The organism is Solitalea longa, from assembly GCF_002920915.1.
Taxonomy (GTDB): domain Bacteria; phylum Bacteroidota; class Bacteroidia; order Sphingobacteriales; family Sphingobacteriaceae; genus Solitalea; species Solitalea longa.
The window spans coordinates 55,335-75,776 of sequence record NZ_PQVF01000017.1 but is presented as its reverse complement, the minus strand read 5'-3'; the positions used below and the strand labels follow the sequence as shown (position 1 = coordinate 75,776).

Below are 20,442 nucleotides of genomic sequence, written 5' to 3'. Positions count from 1 at the left end.
TAACACTAAAAAAAGTAACTTCGAAAAACAGCCTGTATAGGTTAATTAGGATTAACAACATCCAGTGTATAGTTAATCCAGGATTTATTCACTAATCTGTATAGTTATTTCAGGACGGGTCAAAGGTCGTATTATAGGGTATATGCGTCTAGTATACGTCTAGTATACGTCTAGTATACGTCTAGTATACGTCTAGTATACGTCTAGTATGCGTCTAGTATGATCCGACTTAAGAGTAGATAGTTTGTACTTCTCACCCTTCTCATTCGCTGTTGAGTGGAAGCCCTGGTATGATATTAGGCGAACAACATGGGAGGAATAGCCCTAAATCATTCAATATTCACGTAAGGAACCTTGGCCAATTCAGGCCGGTGCGGTAAGGTTTGAAGGCGAATTGGACGCAGTTCCGTCGGGAATATTCGGTCCCGCCGACCGTGGAGGCGAAAAATTGCTGAAAGGGTACGGAAGGAGGGTTTGTATTGAAATTGATTAGATCAAAAGGCAAAAACTGGAACAATACCATTTTACCCAAAGTGTTAAGCGATAGCATCACTTCCTGGAATAAATAAAACCGAAGCCTGCAAATTTTCTTAATTTGTAAAACCCAACCTAATTTGCCACAACTTTCAGAGCTCAAAACCATTCAATATTCACGTAAGGAACCTTGGCTAATTCAGGCTTTGCTGTAAGGCATGAAGGCGAATTGGATCCCGGTTGAACCGGGATCGTGAATATTCGGTCCAGCTCGCGGTTCAACCGGGATGGAGGCGAAAAATTGCAGAAAGGTTTTAAACGTAGAAGTTCTGAGGAAGTGGATTAGTGTGATGATAAATTTAAGGTGTTTTGAATGGTACTATTCACAAATTGTCCGAAGTCTTAGCATAAGTGAGACTTTGGATTGCTGCAAATAAAACAGAGGTCTTAGATCGGCTCTCACTCATGTGCCCATAACCTGGCGCCACCTTTAATTCCTTCACGATTATTTACAATGATTATATTATCATCGAGTTCAATAGCTAAGTTTTTCGCATTACCGCCACTTATGTATAAGCGGTCATAATTAAAAACCGTTTTCAATACAGCCAATACTTTTTTCATTCGGTAATTCCAGTGGTCCTTGCCTCTTCGCTGATAAGCTTTCTCACCCACATAATCATCATAGTCTTTATCTGTTTTTATGGGATGATGTGAAATTTCAAAATGCGGAAGTAATTTACCGTCAAGCAGTAATGCGGTGCCAAAACCTGTACCTAATGTGATCATCATTTCAAGCCCCTGGCCACTTACCATACCAATGCCCTGCAGATCTGCATCATTCACTACTTTGGTAGGTTTGTCCAACATTGCTGCAATAGCCGACTGCAGATCATAATCCTCCCAGTCTTCAGTACCCAGGTTCGGGGCGGTTTTTATTACGCCGTTTTTTACATAACCGGGGAAGCCGACCGATATCTTATCATACTCTCCTAAAGGTTGAACAAGTTCTCTTATCAGCTCCAAAACGTTTTCCGGATTGGCAGGATCCGGTGTAGGCATTCTTCCATACTCTGAAATGGGAACGCCATCAGCGTCTAATATTGTTGCTTTTATATTTGAACCGCCAATATCTATGGATAAAATATTCATACTTAAAATTTTAAATCAAATCCATTCTTTTATTTATTCTCACCCACTCTTTGTCGCAAGCATTGTTGCTTAAGCTCGCAACAAGTGAATTTTGAGTCGGGTTGTCACAATGGAACAGATTATGAATTTAACTAATATTTTCAGGAGAGTTATTTATTTTTAATTATTACCAGACAGTTTCTTATGCTGTTTTTTTCTCAATTTGGATGGCTACTGGGATCCAAATTATAAACCAATCAGTATATTTATACTACAGTGGAGAAAGACGCATGAATTACCTGGCGTCTTCGGCAAACTTCAACGTTTATTGCAATTATAAAAAATACACTACTTTATGAAAAAAATTTGGGGAATCGTATTGATTGTAGCTGGAGGAGCTTTAGCTATACATACTCTTAATGGACTTTTTTCTTTTTTTATCATGGACAAAAGCTCGACTTATGAATTGAGTCGATCAATTGGGTATTTGATATGGCAGCTCATTTTGAGTGGATTAGTTTTTTTACTTGTTAAAACAGGACTTAGATCAATAAAGGAATGAAAAAAATAGCTTTTGTTTTTATAATTATATTTCTTTTCGCATTTACCCCAGGAAATAAGTGGGTTGAAATCAATATTGATTCAAAATTGACCGTCGAGTTTCCTGAAAAAGTGGAAATGAAGAATGTTGATGGCAAACAGATTTATTCTTATAAAAGTGAGGAATGTCTTTTTGCTGTAGTCGCCAAAAACATTTCAAGCAAACACGATTTGAATAATCAGCAAGAACTTACACAAGTATATGAAGGCGTTATTCAAGGAACTTTGAATGCAGCTAAAGAACCTCAACTTATCTATAAAAAAGACTTTAAAAACTCCGGTGTGCAATGAAAAGAATTTAGTATTAAATCTAAGCACTCTTCCACAGGACAATCAATGATTGTAAATGGTCGGGTAATTGGTTATAAAGGAACTATTTACAATGTTCAATGCTGGTTCCTTAATGGAGACAACAATGAATGCCAAGCTTTGAAACAAAAGTTCTTTAATTCCATCAAAATTAAACAATAACTATTCATGTTACAGGCTTGCCGTCAGTAAGGATGACGAGTAACTTGAAATTGAACCGAATTATATCTTGCATCACACTGACCATTGAGCTTGGTGTTCTCGCGCCGAAAGTCAAGCTTAAACGTTAGCACCAATTATAAAATATGGCAATGAAAAACAATCTCGACCTATTCAGAAAAGAGTTTTTAGAAGCAAATACTTGGGCACAAAGAAAGGATGGAGTTCCTCTATATCTGATTGACAACTTGGCGAGGGAAGAATTAAAAATAGCAGAAATTGAGCTTATTAAAGTTTTAAGCCTTCGAGACAACTGGCCAATAGTCGGTCTTGGATACATAAAATCAAAAGACGCACTTCCTGCATTATATAATTTGCTTGAGAAGAGTAAAGGCGCAATGAAAGTGACCATTGCTTATTCAATTTTTCAAATATGTCAAGACCCCAAAATGATTGAAATAGTTCTTGAAACGATGCCAAGAATAACTAATGAATTTGAGCTTATCGATGTTCTCTATTATTTGCCAAGTTTCAAGGACAAAAGAATAACAGACCTTCATCACAGCTATCGTAATCATAAGGACTATTTAGTTGCATATAATGCTATTCGATATCTTGGTTTGCCAACAGACGAAGTAATTGAAAAATTCCGTGACAAGAAGTAGGCATTAGTTTAAGGATCAAAAATTAGAATACCGTCACAATAATCCTGTAGTAGCAGGAATAGTGGATGAGCCGGAGCATTATCGTCTTCAGACCGCGATAAAGAATAATAGAAACAAACAAAACCACCTTTAAAACAAGGATGGTTTTGCTGTTTTTAGATAAGATGGTAATTATCTTAGGAATACATTTGCCATTGAAACTAAAAATGAAGGCTTCCTTTTAAAATCAAAACCCCTCGTTCTTTTAAGTCTTCAACTTACACCTCAGGTTGTCGTAAATGTTGGGCGGTAGTTGTTTGCCCTAGTTGCTAGTTATCTTAAGTGTTCGGCGTTCGTTGTTGGAAGAGTTAAGCGCAGCGTCTCTTCCAACTGCAAATGAAACAAAGGTCTTCAGACCGGGATAAGAGAAATAAGCAACAAGACCGTCTTGCTAAAAAAGGTGGTCTTGTAAAAGTTTTCGAAAACGTACTCCTTGGAAGCAATCCTCCTCGATGCAGTTGCTAATTTATTGCACAAATTATATTTGTGTATTTATTACACTGGCAAAATTTAATTATATATTCAACTTTGTTTAATGATTAAAAACACTGTCGTGAGGATTAAACGATTTTGCGGTTACTTATTTTCATAACAATCAATATGAAACGAAAACTGAGAATGGGCATGATTGGTGGAGGGAAGAACGCCTTTATAGGTGCAATTCATCGTATGGCAGCCAATTTGGACGGGTTGACAGAGTTGGTTTGTGGAGCATTTTCTTCAAATGCAGATAGAGCTTTGGAAAGCGGGCGCTCCTTATTTCTTCCGGAAGAAAGAATTTATTTGAGCTTTGAAGAAATGATTCAAAAAGAAAGCGAGCTCCCCCTGGATGTTCGAATGGATTTTGTTGCCATTGTTACTCCTAACCATTTGCATTTCGCACCTGCCATGCTTGCTTTAGAAAAAGGGTTTCACGTGGTGCTCGATAAGCCGATGGCTTTTAGTTTGGAGGAGGCCTTACAGCTAAAGAAAAAAGCAGAAGAAACCAACTTACTGCTCATGCTAACGCATACTTATAGTGCTTATCCGATGGTAAAACAAGCCAGGCAAATGGTAAAAGATAACCAGTTCGGTAAAGTTCGTAAAGTGTGTGTAGAATACCCTCAAGGATGGTTAAGCTCCTTTTTAGAACAGGAGGGCAATCAGCAGGCCAGCTGGAGAACGAACCCTGAACAGTCAGGAATAAGCGGATGCATGGGCGATATTGGCACTCATGCTGCACAGTTGGCCGAGTATATTTCAGGATTAAAAATCAGCAAGCTTTGTGCTGATCTTAATATAGTAGTAAGCGGCAGAGCTCTTGATGATGATGGCAATGTATTATTGAAATTTGACAACGGGGCCAATGGCCTGCTCATGGCTTCACAAATAGCCGCAGGAGAAGAAAATGCTTTAAAAATTCGTGTGTATGGCGAAAAGGGTGGTTTGGAGTGGGCGCAACAAGAGCCCAATACGCTGTTGGTGAAATGGCTTGACCAGCCTACGCAAATTTTCCGCGCAGGAACCGGCTATAAGCATATGCTATCGAGCTATGCTATTCATAATTGCCGCACACCTGGAGGACATCCAGAGGGGTATTTGGAAGCATTCGGCAATTTGTACAGAAACTTTGCTTTAACCGTATTGGCCCGCTTAAACGGCACTAGCCCTTCCGATGAAGCATTGGATTTTCCTACCGCAGCGGATGGTGTACGTGGTATGGCATTCATCGACACCGTTGTTAAAAGCAGTAAATCCACCGAAAAATGGACCGATTTTATTCTTTAACCTATTTAAACGATGCAAACAATAAAAGGGCCAGGAGTTTTTCTGGCGCAATTCATAGGAGATCAACACCCCTTTAATAGTTTGGACGCTATTTGTAAGTGGGCCAAAAGCCTTGGCTTTGAAGGCATACAAATCCCTACTACCGACAGTCGTTTCATTGATCTTAAAAATGCAGCCGAAAGCAAAAACTATGCTGATGAAATCAGAGGTGTGGTAAGCGAAAATGGACTGAGTATTACAGAGCTGTCAACGCATTTGCAGGGCCAACTGGTGGCTGTAAACCCTGTATATGACCAGTTGTTTGATAGTTTCGCACCTGTTGAATACCGTAATCATCCCAAGGCCAGAACTGAATGGGCAATACAACAATTAAAATATGCCGCCAAAGCGTCGCATAATTTAGGATTAAATGCGCTTGCTACTTTTAGTGGAGCTTTGTTGTGGCCTATGGTGTATCCCTGGCCGCAGCGCCCAGCCGGTATAGTTGAAACAGGCTTTAAAGAACTGGCCGCCCGCTGGCTGCCGATATTAAATGTGTGCGACGAAAATGGGGTTGATTTGTGTTATGAAATTCATCCCGGAGAAGATTTACACGACGGAATTACCTACGAAATGTTCCTGGACAATGTTAATCAGCATAGCCGGGCTTGTTTGTTGTATGATCCTTCTCATTTCGTTTTACAATGTCTTGACTACCTGGCTTATATAGATCACTACCACGAACGTATAAAAATGTTTCATGTAAAGGATGCCGAATTTAATCCGACGGGGAAGCAGGGTGTTTATGGCGGATACCAAAATTGGGCAAACCGTGCGGGTCGTTTCCGGTCATTAGGCGATGGCCAGGTGAATTTTAAAGCCATATTTAGCAAACTGGCTCAATATAATTTTAGGGGATGGGCAGTAATGGAATGGGAATGCGCCTTAAAACATCCTCAAGTTGGAGCAAAAGAAGGCGCCGCTTTTATTAAAAACCATATTATCCCTGTAACCGATAGGCAATTTGATGATTTTGCGGCAACGGGCAATGAAACTACTAACCTGACAGTGCTCGGCTTAAATTAATTAGCCATTAATGCCATATTAACCTGCACTATTACATAAAAATATAAAAACATGACTTTAACCAATCGTATTAAATTATCAGTAATGATGTTCCTGGAGTTCTTTATCTGGGGAGCATGGTTTGTAACACTGGGAACTTTTTTAGGGAAAAACCTGGCGGCGTCTGGAACTCAAATTGGCTTAGCATACCTTTCACAATCTATTGGTGCCATCATCGCTCCGTTTATTATTGGTTTAATTGCTGATCGGTTTTTTTCTGCTCAAAAAATATTGGGCGTTTTACATCTTGCAGGAGCCCTGTTATTGTGGCTGGCATCAACTGCTGTGAACTTTAACGTGTTTTTTTCGGCCATTCTGGTTTATATGATCCTGTTTATGCCAACCCTGGCATTAATAAATTCCATCTCTTTCAAGCAAATGAAGGATCCGGGCAAGGAGTTCCCCTCAATTCGTGTATTAGGAACCATTGGATGGATCTTAGCTGGTTTAACCATCGGATGGTTGAACTGGGAACAAAATAGCCTATTGGTTTTTACCTTTAAAACTGCGGCAGGAGCTTCTGCCTTATTGGGTATATTCAGTTTTACGCTTCCTGCCACGCCTCCAATGCGCAAAGCTGAAAAGACTTCTATCTCAGATGTTCTTGGACTGGATGCTCTCCGTTTATTAAAAAATCGCTCTTATTTATTGTTCTTTATCTCTTCGGTTGCCATCTGTATTCCACTGGCCTTTTATTATAACTTCACTAATCTTTTCTTAAATGAAACAGGAATGAAATCTGCAGCAGGCATTCAATCGTTGGGACAGGTTTCGGAAACGTTGTTCATGCTTTTAATCCCCATATTTTTTATACGATTGGGCGTAAAAAAAATGCTGGCAATCGGCATGCTGGCCTGGGCGTTACGTTACCTGTTTTTTGCGTATGGGAATGCGGATGCCAATTACTGGATGCTGATTACGGGCATTGTTTTACATGGTATATGTTATGATTTTTTCTTTGTTACGGGCCAAATTTATACCGATAACCTTGCCGGAGAAAAATCTAAAAGCGCTGCTCAGGGATTAATAACACTGGCCACTTATGGAGTGGGTATGCTTATCGGTTCCCTTGTATCAGGACCCATTGTGGATGCTTTTAAAATGGCAGATGGCCATAACTGGCAAATAATCTGGATCATTCCAGCGGCAATTTCGGGTGTTATATTCGTGTTGTTTGTGTTGCTTTTCCGTGATAAGCATATAGAAAAAGTAAGCTCTGAATTAACGATAGAAACCTCTGGCCACTAAAACCAATTTTGTTTAACCAGTAGAATTCAATAAATAATTTAGTTCAAAAAATACATTAATAATTCAATGAAAAAACTATTCTCTCTATTTGTATTATCTACTATAATAACAACCACACTGTTTGCACAGGATAAAAAAGCACTCCGTATCGGTATTGTTGGCCTTACTCATACTCACGTGCATGGCATATTGGGCCGGCCTAATCATGGCGATCTTCAAATTGTTGGTATTGTAGAAACCGATAAAAAATTGGCCCAGCGTTATGCAGCTGAACATGGATTCAGTATGGATATTGTTTATTATTCACTGGATGAAATGATAGCCAAAGCAAAACCCGAAGCCGTAGCTGCATTTGGTTCTATTTACGAACATTTAAAAGTTGTTGAAAAGTGTGCGCCTCTGGGAATACATGTAATGGTTGAAAAACCGTTAGCCGTTTCCATGGAACATGCTAAGAAAATGGAAGCATTAGCAAAAAAAAACAACATTCACTTGCTTACCAATTATGAAACAAGCTGGTACCCATCATTGCATAGAACCTATGAATTGCTGAAGAAAGACAGCATTGGTAATTTGAGCCAAATTATTGTAAGAGATGGTCACAGAGGCCCTAAAAAAATAGGTGTCAATGAAGAGTTTTTAGTTTGGCTTACGGATCCAGTACAAAATGGTGGCGGGGCTATTACTGATTTCGGTTGCTATGGTGCCAATATCAGTACCTGGATGCAAAATGGTAAGAAACCGCTTACGGTGACGGCCGTTACCCAGCAATTTCAACCGGAAAACAATCCACATGTCGACGATGAAGCAACCATTATACTTACTTATGAACATTCTAAAACGACGATTCAGGCTTCATGGAATTGGCCCATTGGCAGAAAAGACATGGAAGTGTACGGTACAACAGGAGTGTTGTTTGCCGATAATAGAAATAACGTAAGAATGCGAATTGCCCAGGGGTATGATTGGTTTAAAGAAAGTACCTATAAATTAGATGAGCGCACTGCTCCCTATAACGACCCGTTCTCACTTTTTGCTGCCGTAATCAGAAATGAAATAATTTTGCCCTCCTACGATCTCTCTTCACTTGAAAACAATATGATGGTGGTGGAAATATTGGATGCTGCAAGAAAAAGCGCAAAAACAGGAATGACGGTAAAACTTAAATAACCTTCAGTTGATTTGATCAATATTCATTATGAAAATTACCACACAAATGGCAGGCTTTTGCACGCTTTTTATGAAAACGATGGTATTGAAATAAGGGTTGATTTGCCGGCTGAGCCGTAACAGAGTAGGAAAAGGTTTTATAGAGGTAGGAAGGTTGTCACTGGCTTGTATTAAAGGGCTTAATGTTATCATCTGATAGTCGACTCATAGCTCCCGATGGATCGGGAAAGACTGGCCGATGGCTGAATACTTTTTGTCTTGACACAAAAAGTATCCAAAAAAACAAGGCATCCCGGTTGAACCGGGACCTCCCTCAGCCCAACACATGGCCTGCCGCTTTGTCTACCCCTCGCACAAATTTTTCTTAGCCATAGTCCCATTAAATAAGCCCTGGAAAAGTCTGCTGACCCGGAAACTGAAAGTTTTACCCTTCACTCAAAGCATTGCTTTTATTGTTATCATTTTTTCCAAAACACAAAACGATTGAATTCATAATTTAAACAACCAAAGCGCTCTTTTCCTGATCGTTTAATTTTCGATATTTCAAAATTGACAGAACCGAAATTAAGAGTAAAATGCCAGTTGCCCAATATACCCAATGGGGGATAGGTACAGGGTCTCCCGCTGCATAAGAATGTAAACCCGAGAGGTAATAATTAACCCCGAATGAGGTCATAATAATTGATGAAAATGCCCAAAGATTGGTCAGATTATAAACTAAGCTGTTGTTGAAGGTGGGGATCAGTCGCAGGTGTAAAACAAAAGCATACACCATAACAGATATCAACGCCCAGGTCTCTTTGGGATCCCATGCCCAGTATCGCCCCCAGCTTTCATTGGCCCATACGCCACCTAAGAAGGTGCCGATAGCTAGTAAAAACAAACCAATAGTGGTCGCAAGTTCGTTTACAATGGTTAATTCTTTCATGTTGATCCACCAATTGGCGTTCGGTGAAGCAGGCTTAAAAGTGATGAACAGTAAATTTAGCAAGGCGAGAATAGCGGCCAGGGCAAGTGGCGCATACGAACTTACAATGATGGCCACATGAATTTTTAGCCAATACGAATGCAAAACGGGCATCAGGTTGGTGATCTCAGGATTCAGCCAATCCAGGAAGCCTACAAATAGCAATGTTCCTGAAAACAGCAGGCTTAAAGGAATGGTAAACTTTGATTTACCGGAAAACAGCAGACCGAAAAATAAAATGCCCCAAGCCACGAAAACCAACATTTCAAACCCATCTGTCCAGGGTGGGCGCTGGGCAATGAACCAGCGCAGGCCTAGATGCGCAGTGAAAATGGCAAACCCCAGCCAGCTCATTACTTTACCCACATTCCATACCCATTGAACAAGCTTTGTTTCTCTAAACAACAAGGTAATGCCTGAAACCAGCATGAAAATACCCAATAGCCAGAATGGTGTAAACAGTCTATTGCCTAGGTTCAATTTGTTATAAATTAATTCTGCCTCGAGGAGATTTCCTTCAGGGTACACTTTTTTACCGGCTTGTTGCTGATAAAGGTCTATGTATTTTAATGCCTCATCGGCTTGCTTCCAATCACCTTTCTGTACACCTTGCTTTAGCCCGTCAAGGTATAGTGGAGTTATATTGGCTACAAAACGAGCGTCTTCTTCATCAAAACCTTGCTGTGATTGCTGACTGGTAAACCAGGTATTGTTAGGGTCATTCTTGTTTGGAAAGATCCTGAGAAAATCCCCGGTAAGCAGGGCATAAAAGATATTGAATCGTTCATCTGTCTTCAACAGCTCTTTGTGAGCTTCATTCCGCTCCGAAGGTTTCAAACGGTTGGCTTCATCTACCAGGTCGTGAAGTAAATAATCACCGTCCTTATTGATAAAATCCTTGAAACTTATTCTATCAGTGGGTTGGATCCCCAAGGCGGCAAACACCCGCTGCGACTTTTCCCGATCAATTTTTATGATAGGCAATTGGCTGAAGGTAATCGGGTCCATTTGTACAGCCAGTAGAAATTGTTCTGCTGATAGTTCAACCTGCCCTGATTTGGTAGGGATCCAGATGGATGATCTGCCATTAAGTTTGCGTACTATTTCGTTGGCGAGGGTATTGAGCGGCTTCATTCGGCCGTCCAAATCCTGAATAACCAGTTTTCCATACACGGCAGCTTTATCATTGGGCACAATAGTAGATACCGTTGGCGTTTCTGCACGGGCCGTCAAACAAAGTATCAGCATAGCGGCGGTTGCTGGGATTGCTAGCTCCTTTTTTCGAATGGATCCTAACTTCTTATTAAGCAACTGGAATCGGCTTCCCTTGGTAAAAAGTGTCAGGAACATGCCCAGACCCATTAGGAAATAACCCAGGTAGGTGAGATTAGAACCGGGCCGGTCCTGGTTTACAGACAAAACAGTTCCTTTTTCATCAGTATCAAATGACGATTGGTAGAAGCGGTAACCCTTATGATCAAGCACATTGTTCATAAAAACACGGTATGGAAATTCCTTTTCTGCGTCTTTTACGGTTAGTTCACTCGCATAACTGGCAGGGCTCTGACTGCCCGGATATCGCTCCAGATCAAATTTTTTCAGGTAAAGGCTGAAAGGCAACATTTCTGCCCGAGGACCATATGTAACAGTATAAGCTTGGTTTTTATAAGTGAATGGATACCAGGTAGGTGCAAAACTCACTAATTTAATATACCGCTCGGTTATCAAATTGTCTTGCAGATCTGTGATCTTGAGTTTGACCCAATCCGGTAGGTTTTTGGCCAGTTTTTTATCTGGCTCGGACCGATAGACTAAGGCTGAATTGCTGTGGATGGCCTTTACCATAAAGGCTCCACCTTCCCATTGGTATAATGATCGTAACTGTAAAGGTTTGATTTCTCGGGCATGTAAAACGCTGATTTTCTGCGTGGACATTTCCATGATTTGCATATGTATATCCGAGCGGATCATCCAAGCATTATCAATCTTAAATACTTTTATTGGATTGCTAGATTCTTTTAGTGTTCCCAGGGATATATTACCCATCAGCAAGGAGTCACCTCGCCTAATCAGGTGATCTTCTCTTCCGTTACCTAGTGCCACTGCCAAATCAAAATAGGTTTGATTTCCTTTTATGATCTGCTCTTTTCCCCCTGTAATGTATTCCTGAAAAATGACTTTGAATAAAGGTTCATTGAATAGGATCGTTGTACTTTGGGGCTTGAAGTTATGGCTGATCAGCGTTATAGGTTTTTCGAAACGTTTACTGGAAGTAACTGACAGTTGTTTTAATTGGAGGTAGCGGTTGTGGGTATAAAAAATACTTTCAGCCTTCCCTTCACGGATATGAATAGTGCCTTCCCTGCCAAAGTACCGGGTAACACCTGCCCCTAAAATGATAAAAACGAAAGCTAGGTGGAACATGCCAATAGGCCATCGGTTTTTATGAAAAAGTTTGTAATGGCCTATATGGGCCACGAAATTAATCGCCAGCCATACCATGATCATTTCAAACCACCAGGCCTCGTATACCAGGGCTCGTGCTACAGGAGTGCCATAGTCATTTTCTATAAATGTAGCAGCCGCCATTGCAGCCGCAAAGGAAATCAATAATACAAGCGTGACCCTCGTGGAAAGTAAGAAGTTAATATACCTCATGTTCTTATAGTAAAATGCTAATAAACTTGTTTTTCATGCCAGGTCTGAAGATTAACATAAGGTATTCCCATTTTTGAATGTTTTTTAAATTGCCGAGACGAAGGTCAGAACCAGACCGGTCTTATGTTAGAAATTTAAGGTATACATCGTTTTAAGTATGAAGGAATATTTTATCTGAGCATGGTCACTTTTTTCCGGGCTTCTCTTTCTTTTCCTTCCTTAAGCCATTTAGGAACTACCTGTTCCAGAAAATCTGCCTTATCCATTTTTTCTTTTTCGAGGTTAACTCCAATATAAGCCTGCAGCGCAGATTTACTGTTTAAATCGGGCATTTTCACTTGTTGGTTATAACCTAAAGTTGCCAATAATCGGGCTAGCTCTATCCGTGCATCTTGTATAATAGCAGTACCAGCAGCTAAGATGCGGCTCGATTCTAATGGAGCGTGGAATCCCGCACCATGGGAGGCGGCAACATAATCCCAGCGGAACTGCGCATGCCGAATTCCCAGGAGAATATTTTTCATCTGGGCTTCAGTTGCTCCTAACTTCCATGCTTGTTCGGCCTCCAGATGGGCCATGGCAATGTGTCTTTGCAATTGGGAAATGCTTTCTTTTACCTTTCCCTGGCGTTCATATACATCACTTACCAAATCTTCCACTTTCGTTCTATGACACACAAAACAGGAGTTTTCAACATTCGCCAAAGGAGAGCCGATATGATGATCGGTAAATTTCTGACCGCCTTCTGTGCCGTAAGGCATATGGCAGTCGGCACAGGAAACACCTCTTTTTGCATGTACGCCAAATGTGTAAATCTCATAATCCGGATGTTGTGCTTTCAGCATTTTTGCCTTGCTCAAAGGATGAACCCAGTCAGCAAAACCAATGCTGTCGTAGTAGGCAATCATATCTTCCACGGTATATCCATTTTTCCATGGAAAGGTCAGGTATTGGGCACCTTTTTTTGTTGGATTGGTTTTGTCGAAATAGTATTCAACATGGCATTGTGCACATACCAGCGAACGCATTTCCTGGTGGGAGGCCTGGTTGATATTCTTTCCCATCGACTGGAATGCTTCTATAAGTGCCGGTCTAGTGATGGTCAGATTCATTGTTTGGGGATCATGGCAGTCTGCACATCCAATAGGATTGATTATTTGGCTCCCAAAATCTGATAGCTTTTTACTGTAAAACTGAGTTACGCCTATTTCCTTCATCAGGCGAGGGACATCCGGACTCTTACAGGTCCAGCAAGTACTGGGCATCACTCCGCCACCCGGTTCTTTCGGGGCCCCGATGCGCACCGAGGCAAGTACATCCCGCACGGCATGGTTATGCCCCCTGGGCTGATTATACCCTTTGCTAAAAGCGTAGCCTGCCCAAAGAATGATCGTTTCCGGGTTTTCTGCTAATGCATCACGGAAACCACTGGTGTTATACATGCTCTTGAATGTAGTATCCTTGGTTTTCTGGTAAGATTGATATTGACGGGGATAATTCAATCCCCACAAGGTATCCCTCGGCTCAATGCCTTCAATGGCCACCTGAGCATGGTAAGCAAACTTTGCTTCAGTTTTTCTATTCATGATAGAAAAGACCAGCATAGCCAGCAAAAAAGTTACTACTATGGTTCCTAAAAAAAGTATCCAATTTTTCATAGAACAGTTATTGATTGATATCCTTATTTCGTTTGGGTTGATTTCTGTTTATTTTCTTCCATTGTTTTTTGAAGCCAGTCGGGTATAATTTTCATATCGGGTGAAGCATACTCCCGTATAGGCTCTAATTGTAAACCTACGGAAGACAGACTTTTTACCCTGCCATGCGGAACCTCCCGATGACATTCCCAACAAGTTCTATCAGTTCTTTTGGCATGGTGATCTTCTACAAACCCGGCCATTTTTGCATCTGTTACCTGGTTTACATGGCACCGGACGCAGTTTTCCTGGATCACCTCAATAGAAGCACTTTTGGCTTTAATGACCTGGGGCTCTGCCCGCAATGTAAAAATGGAGGCATGGTATAATCCATCCTTAGCTTTAAAATAATACTTGCTGAAAACATTATTATGAGGCACATGACAGTCGTTGCAGCTAGCCACTTCTCTATGTGAACTATGACTCCAGGTAATATATTGTGGTGTCATTAGGTGGCAGTTGACGCAGGCCTGAGGGTCATCTGAAAGGTAAGATGCAGCATTGCTTAATCGCAATACATAAAGACCTAATCCAATAAAGGTAGCTACTGCTACAATTGCAGCAGGTCTCCATTTCTTAGGTGGGATCAGGTTATACCTGAAAAGAAATCGTTCAAGTTTGTGAAGCTTACCCCCCATGAAGCAGCGTTTTAATAGGTTATATTAAACTTACAGAAAAAAGTTTAAATGGGTGGTTATGAATTAAAATTACGTGCAGTAAATCTCTTATTTAAAGGTAGTTCAAGTTATTTCCTAAAAGTTACCCAGTCGTTTACTTACTGCCCTTCTTATAGATGGAATAATTATAAAACAAACAGGTAAGCGAAAAATGCTTACCTGTTTTGGTTTCACTATATATATCTAAACCATTCTACCATGTGTCGTTTCGGGTTTGTGTTGAACCCGTAGGTGTAATGTTTTTGTTTGAACCTGGTTCCCATAAAACATTACCGCTTGCATCCTTGCGGATATACTTATACTCGATAGATTGCCCGGTTGGTAATGAAATGGTTTGTGTCCATGCCGGCCATGCCGGGCAAGTCATTTTTACAGCATTTGCCGTATTCCAACTTCCCAATGCCGGTATACTTCCAATAATGTAAAGATCCTGTCCGGAAACGGTATTGTTGTAGGTAATATTGAAAGTTACAGATGTATTGGATCCGCCTCCTGTGCTATTTGGTACCCAAACTGCATAATTTCGAGCGTTAACCGGGAAAACACCGTAACCGCTTGCATTTGTAGTAACAGTGCCGGCGGTATTACCTGTTTTGTCTGTCAGAGTTGCATTAGGGAATGGAGTAGTAACGCCTTTACTTGCTGCATTGCTTCCGTCATTCAACAACATTAATAAGCCCTTGTGTGTAGCATCACCTGAACGTGAATAAACATATACATTTGCATCGTTAACGCTGGTGTATTCATAAGAAGCTCCATAAGCATTGTTCTTTCTGATCTCTATCAGTTTCTTTATTTGATTACCCAATCCATATTCATAATAATCTCTGTAAAACACACATGGATATCCTTTCTGACGCAACAAAATATAACTGTATGCCAGCATCTTTAAATTAACTACCGGCGAACGTAAAGCACCGGAAGGGGCATCGGTATCGTGGTTGTCAACAAATGGAACTGATAGATCTCCATTGGCCTCAGTGAAGCCAGCAAACTGCAAGCCTCGCATATCCCAACTTCCATTACCGTCACTCATCGCTTTAAATGTGTAATGCAATGGAACATCAAAAACGCTCATTCTGCCTCCGGTTGATGAAACGTAATTTTGAAGGTTTTGTATGTCATTTGACCAGCATTCACCCACCGCAAAACGGGAACCCTTTACATTGTCGAGCCATTGGTTTAGGAATGAGGTATGGATATGTTTTACCGCATCCAAGCGATAGCCGTCCAGACTCAATTTCTGCGTGATCCAATTACCCCATGTAACCATTTCGTTTCTTTGTGCTGCATCTGAAAATCTGATCTCGCAGCCCATCAATCCATCATAAAAATCGCCATTGTTATAAGGCTGAAAATCCCAATTGTTAAACATGATCCAGCCGCTCTGGTCAACCGCATTGAAATTATTATGATTCCAGGTAAATGAACTGTAGGTATTGTTTCTGCCGGGAAAGTTAAACCCGGTCCATACGGTTTTACCATTCACCGTTTCCGAATAATCAGCATTCATCATATGGTTCATTACAATGTCTTCGTAAACGCCTATATTGTTTTGATGAAGTGCTGAAATGGCCGACTGAAGCTGACCTAAAGTTCCATAACGGGTAGCTACCGTTCCTTTTTGATTAAACTCCCCTAAATCATAATGGTCATATACGCCATAACCTACATCGTATACACTTCCACCTTTATTGGCCGGAGGAATCCAAATGGCTGTGATTCCTGCTTGTGATAATTCAGTTGCTTTAGCTTGCAGGTTTTGCCACCAGGACCCTGCTGGGGTAGTCATTGGTACGTCCCAATAAAAGCCCTGCATCATTACCCCTGTTTGACCTCCACTTGTAACGGCTTCGGTAGATTTGGAACTATTTTGCTTTGAAAGCTCTTTGTTTAGCTCTCCGCTTGTGATTAATTCTGAATCTTTTTTACAGGATGAAAATGAAAAGTTTAGCGTAAGGAATAATCCGAGTAATAGTGATGTTTGTTTAAATAGTCGCATTACAACACGTTCCCTGGCAGGAGAGACTGTAATGCAGGGATGCATTAAGTTTGTTTTCATAATGATAAAATTGGCTGTTTTTAATAAAAATTCTAACTGGCTGATTTAGAATATACATAGTGTGATATGTAAATTGTAATTAAAAAATTACAAAAGCAAAATATATTTAAATTATTGAAATACAGCAGGATGGAGTTTTATTGTTAAGCAGATAACTCTGCCTGTTGCAAAAGATGGTAGGCTCGGGTTCTCAACTCATTTCATGTTTTAAATTGGTAAATTGAGCTGATTTGTTGCAAGAAAAACATACACAATCATGGCTACTGAAAAACACATAGATATACAATCGTATAATGATGCGCTTGCGCAAGAGGATCGGAATATTTGTAACATACTCGCCCAAGAAATTACCAATAATTTACCTGGCGCCGAACGAAAGATCTGGCATGCTCATCCAGTATGGTTTTTAGACGGAAACCCTATTGCCGGTTATAGCAAATTAAAAGATTGTGTACGATTGTTATTTTGGAGCGGACAATCATTTGATGAAACAGGCTTGGCTAATGAAGGGTCATTTAAAGCTGCCGAAGCGCGTTATACCTCTTCAAACGAAATAAATATCGAAGATTTAAGACGCTGGTTGGAGAAAGCGATCCATATTCAATGGGATTATAAAAACCTGATCAAAAGAAAAGGAAGGTTAGATCGATTGAAATAAGATCTATCTATTGATTTGTTTCGTATGATATTTTCATAAAATAATAATTTCTGTTGCAATACTGTCAAAATCTCCATACACATGTGTCCAAATTATAATGCACTTATTGAAAATATTCTAATTTTTAATCAATTTGATAAACTATTGGTTATAAGTAATTTTTATTGATTACCTATAGTTGAATAGGGTTTGGCAATATTCGGAATGAAGATTGTATATACATATACGGTTTGGTTTAATTGTATGCACCTTTCGGCTCCCCGTCGGACGGTGCATTTTTTTTGTGGGGTATGTTAATTCAAGGTGTTAAGCTCATAAGGTTTCGATGATTTTTAAGATCCTTACCATGCACATCTATAAACAAACTTGATTTGCTTTGGATTTGGGGTTAGCAAAAGAAAACCCCTGCCTTTTATGGACAGGGGTCAAATGCTTGAAAAAGTTAAAATCGTAGTACTATTTGGCGCTGGCAATCGGTGATCTTAATTCAGCTTTTTTAGCTTCTAATTTTTTAACATCGTCTTTCAGTTTATCTATTTCGTTCTGAATCTTAATTCCTGCTTCAAGCTTTTTAATATTATCCTGCATTTTTTTCAAATCCTCCATTGTTTTAGGAGAATCGGTGTTAGCAGTGCTTTCTGTTTTTAAGGCGGCCTTTTTATTTTCCAACTGCTTTATTTCTGCATTTAACTCATCAATTTCTTTTTGCAGTTTCAGTTTTAACTCATCAGTCTCTTTTTGTTTCTTCAACTCCAACTCTAATTTCTTAATGTCGTCTTGCATCTTCTTCAAATCTTCCATTGTTTTTGGAGCTTCTGCTGGTTTGCTGGCCGATAATTGGGCTGCAACCGATTGTTGTTTTACAGGTTCGATCGTCGAAGTGTTATTAGCTACCAAAACCTCTGTTTTGGTTTCAGCTTTAGGTTGATTATTATTTGCAGCCACAGTTTGAACAGGTGCAGTTTTTTGTTCAACAACTACTGAGACTGGATTTGTTGAAGCTACAGTTTGTGCAGGTGTATTTTTATTGAATTCGGAATTTAGTTGATCAGCTCTTTTGGCAATGGCTGATACATCTACCGGATTTAGGAACTTATTCAAACTTGCAATTGCTTCCTTGATTAATTTATCTGTAGCAACTGCATGCATTTTATTTAATGGTTTATAATCGCCATTATCTTTAAATGCTATTTCTTTTAAAAGAAGATCTTCAATAGGAGTGGTCCATGTGGCAGTAAAAGCATTATTGCCCGAAGCGTTTTCTGATGAATAGATATCAGTCATTTCATAATTATACCCACCATTGCGAACTGTAATGGTCATGGTCCAGGTAAGTTTGTTTTGAAACTCAGCGTTGTTTAGTTTAGTAATGTAACCCGCAAATCCTTTTGCTATGATGGTCCCGCTCTTTAAATCATCTTTATGAAGTACTTTGTTTTCCTGTTGGAAATTAAGTTGGATCCATTCTTTTGTACGTTGAAAAAGCTCTACTTTATTGAAAGAGGTATCTACAGAGACAGAAGCTTTGTATGAAATTTTATTGGTACTGTCACTCAATGCAAATTGAGGAGTTTGTGCAAGCAGGGTAACAGGTAATATAAATAGGAGCGGTAGTAAAAATTTCTTCATAAAATTTACAAATAATAAGTATGGTAAGTGTTGGTTTAATTAATAAGTAATAATGTAATAGTTTGGTTAGAGTTTATTACCGTATTTTTGTTTTAAAAGTTACATAAAGCATCATTTTTTTATATGTTGGTTTATATTTGGTAAACACGAAAAATGTAAATCAATAGTTAATATTTTGAATGTTTTTTAGTACATTAATTAGGGCTGTTTTTTATAAATGCTACTTTTAGGAACTGTTAAAAGAATTAATTTTAAAGAGGCTTTTGGCTTAAATTTTGACTACCATTTGTTTTAGATAATGAAACTAATATTAATGATTTGCCGTACAAAAGGAGTAGATTTACCAGCAACGAGACCGTAACCGTAATTTTAATGAAGAATTTACTACTAACGTTTATTTTACTGCTGCTAGGCGGGTTTGTATATAGTCAACAACGACCGCAATACACACTCTACATGCAGAACAATTATATCCTTAATCCTGCTATTGCCGGTATTGAAGATTATTATGATATGAAATTGAGCTACCGCTCTCAGTGGGTTGGTCTTGAAGCTGCTCCTAAAACCGGTTATCTTTCTTTTCAAATGCCAATAGGAGATGTTGATGATCGTCACCATGGTATAGGAGGAAATATCGTTTCTGATAAAACAGGTCCTACCAGCCGCTTATCCTTTGATGGAAGTTATGCCTATCACTTGCCTATTTCAGGTGCGATGAAAGTTTCATTTGGTGTATCAGCGGGCTTTACCCAATATACTACCGATGCAAGTTTGCTAAATCCTGCTGATCCTAATGATCCGGCAATTGCAAATAGTCGTATTTCTCAGTTCTTACCTGACGTATCTGCTGGTATCTGGTTATATTCTGATAAGTTTTATGTTGGAGCTTCTGGCTTGCAACTTGTTCCTGTAACCTTGAATTATGGAAGTGCAGCTAATAATACCGATGATAATCGCTATCGTGCCCATTACTTCTTTACGGGAGGTTATCGTTTTCCTATTGGATATGATTTCTTAGCAACACCATCTATTATGATCAAATGGATCGATCCGGCTCCTGCTTCAATGGATTTTAACTTTAAACTGATGTATCAGGAAACAGTTTGGGCAGGTGTTTCTTATCGTAAAGCCGACAGCTTTTCAGCGTTGCTTGGGGTAAATATCAGCTCATTAATAAATGTGGCCTATTCATATGATTATGGTGTAAACGAATTAACAGATTTTCATAAAGGTAGCCATGAGGTCATCTTAGGTCTTCAGTTGAATAATTCAGGACGATTAAAATGTCCTCGCAACGTTTGGTAACAATCATTTATTTATAAAAAAGAAAAAGCGGTTCTGGATCTCCAGAGCCGCTTTTTCTTTTACTGAAAAGGGTGTAGTAGCAATCTGTGACAATATTGTTAAGGTTTTTATTAATTGACTCTT

14 protein-coding genes are annotated in these 20,442 nt (G+C 39.6%); 8 read left to right on the top strand and 6 right to left on the bottom strand.

Annotated features, from left to right (window positions below; translation table 11 throughout):
* Nucleotides 1-933: 933 nt before the first annotated feature.
* Nucleotides 934-1,626: an ROK family protein gene (locus tag C3K47_RS18255; RefSeq protein WP_103790604.1), complete on the bottom strand. Its 693-nt coding sequence runs from the start codon at nucleotides 1,624-1,626 to the stop codon at nucleotides 934-936.
* 537 nt (nucleotides 1,627-2,163) lie between these two features.
* Between C3K47_RS18255 and C3K47_RS18245 the strand changes: the two genes are divergently transcribed.
* The 6 genes from C3K47_RS18245 (at nucleotide 2,164) to C3K47_RS18220 (ending at nucleotide 8,666) form a co-directional block, all read left to right on the top strand.
* Nucleotides 2,164-2,496: a hypothetical protein gene (locus C3K47_RS18245; protein WP_103790602.1), complete on the top strand. Its 333-nt coding sequence runs from the start codon at nucleotides 2,164-2,166 to the stop codon at nucleotides 2,494-2,496.
* Nucleotides 2,497-2,825: 329 nt separating this feature from the next.
* Nucleotides 2,826-3,338, top strand: coding sequence for a hypothetical protein (locus C3K47_RS18240; RefSeq protein WP_133159415.1), 513 nt, complete (start codon nucleotides 2,826-2,828; stop codon nucleotides 3,336-3,338).
* A 639-nt stretch (nucleotides 3,339-3,977) separates the two neighbouring features.
* Nucleotides 3,978-5,144 carry a Gfo/Idh/MocA family protein gene (locus C3K47_RS18235; protein ID WP_103790600.1) on the top strand — a complete coding sequence of 389 codons (1,167 nt, stop codon included), beginning with the start codon at nucleotides 3,978-3,980 and terminating at the stop codon, nucleotides 5,142-5,144.
* A 12-nt stretch (nucleotides 5,145-5,156) separates the two neighbouring features.
* On the top strand, nucleotides 5,157-6,209 hold the full coding sequence (locus C3K47_RS18230; protein WP_103790599.1) for a sugar phosphate isomerase/epimerase family protein: 1,053 nt from the start codon (nucleotides 5,157-5,159) through the stop codon (nucleotides 6,207-6,209).
* Nucleotides 6,210-6,260: 51 nt separating this feature from the next.
* On the top strand, nucleotides 6,261-7,496 hold the full coding sequence (locus C3K47_RS18225) for a nucleoside permease (protein WP_103790598.1): 1,236 nt from the start codon (nucleotides 6,261-6,263) through the stop codon (nucleotides 7,494-7,496).
* 66 nt (nucleotides 7,497-7,562) lie between these two features.
* Nucleotides 7,563-8,666 carry a Gfo/Idh/MocA family protein gene (locus C3K47_RS18220; RefSeq protein ID WP_103790597.1) on the top strand — a complete coding sequence of 368 codons (1,104 nt, stop codon included), beginning with the start codon at nucleotides 7,563-7,565 and terminating at the stop codon, nucleotides 8,664-8,666.
* Between the two features lie 496 nt (nucleotides 8,667-9,162).
* Here the strand turns inward: C3K47_RS18220 and ccsA are convergent, their stop codons facing one another.
* The 4 genes from ccsA to C3K47_RS18200 all read right to left on the bottom strand — a co-directional run bounded on the left by ccsA (nucleotide 9,163) and on the right by C3K47_RS18200 (nucleotide 16,727).
* Nucleotides 9,163-12,291 carry a cytochrome c biogenesis protein gene (ccsA, locus tag C3K47_RS18215; RefSeq protein WP_103790596.1) on the bottom strand — a complete coding sequence of 1,043 codons (3,129 nt, stop codon included), beginning with the start codon at nucleotides 12,289-12,291 and terminating at the stop codon, nucleotides 9,163-9,165.
* A gap of 170 nt (nucleotides 12,292-12,461) precedes the next feature.
* Nucleotides 12,462-13,949, bottom strand: coding sequence for an ammonia-forming cytochrome c nitrite reductase (gene nrfA / locus C3K47_RS18210; protein ID WP_103790595.1), 1,488 nt, complete (start codon nucleotides 13,947-13,949; stop codon nucleotides 12,462-12,464).
* Between the two features lie 23 nt (nucleotides 13,950-13,972).
* A complete protein-coding gene (gene nrfH, locus C3K47_RS18205; protein WP_103790594.1) occupies nucleotides 13,973-14,626 on the bottom strand; it encodes a cytochrome c nitrite reductase small subunit in 654 nt (217 codons plus the stop codon).
* A gap of 232 nt (nucleotides 14,627-14,858) precedes the next feature.
* Nucleotides 14,859-16,727 (bottom strand): alpha-amylase, encoded by a 1,869-nt coding sequence (locus tag C3K47_RS18200; protein ID WP_165784735.1) that lies wholly within the window; start codon nucleotides 16,725-16,727, stop codon nucleotides 14,859-14,861.
* Between the two features lie 256 nt (nucleotides 16,728-16,983).
* On the opposite strand from C3K47_RS18200, the gene C3K47_RS18195 reads away from it, so the two are divergent.
* Nucleotides 16,984-17,385 carry a DUF1801 domain-containing protein gene (locus C3K47_RS18195; RefSeq protein WP_103790593.1) on the top strand — a complete coding sequence of 134 codons (402 nt, stop codon included), beginning with the start codon at nucleotides 16,984-16,986 and terminating at the stop codon, nucleotides 17,383-17,385.
* A 456-nt stretch (nucleotides 17,386-17,841) separates the two neighbouring features.
* Here the strand turns inward: C3K47_RS18195 and C3K47_RS18190 are convergent, their stop codons facing one another.
* Complete coding sequence (locus C3K47_RS18190; protein ID WP_103790592.1) at nucleotides 17,842-19,014, bottom strand: DUF4468 domain-containing protein; 1,173 nt, start codon at nucleotides 19,012-19,014, stop codon at nucleotides 17,842-17,844.
* A gap of 372 nt (nucleotides 19,015-19,386) precedes the next feature.
* On the opposite strand from C3K47_RS18190, the gene C3K47_RS18185 reads away from it, so the two are divergent.
* Nucleotides 19,387-20,319 (top strand): PorP/SprF family type IX secretion system membrane protein, encoded by a 933-nt coding sequence (locus tag C3K47_RS18185; protein ID WP_103790591.1) that lies wholly within the window; start codon nucleotides 19,387-19,389, stop codon nucleotides 20,317-20,319.
* Nucleotides 20,320-20,442 lie beyond the last annotated feature (123 nt).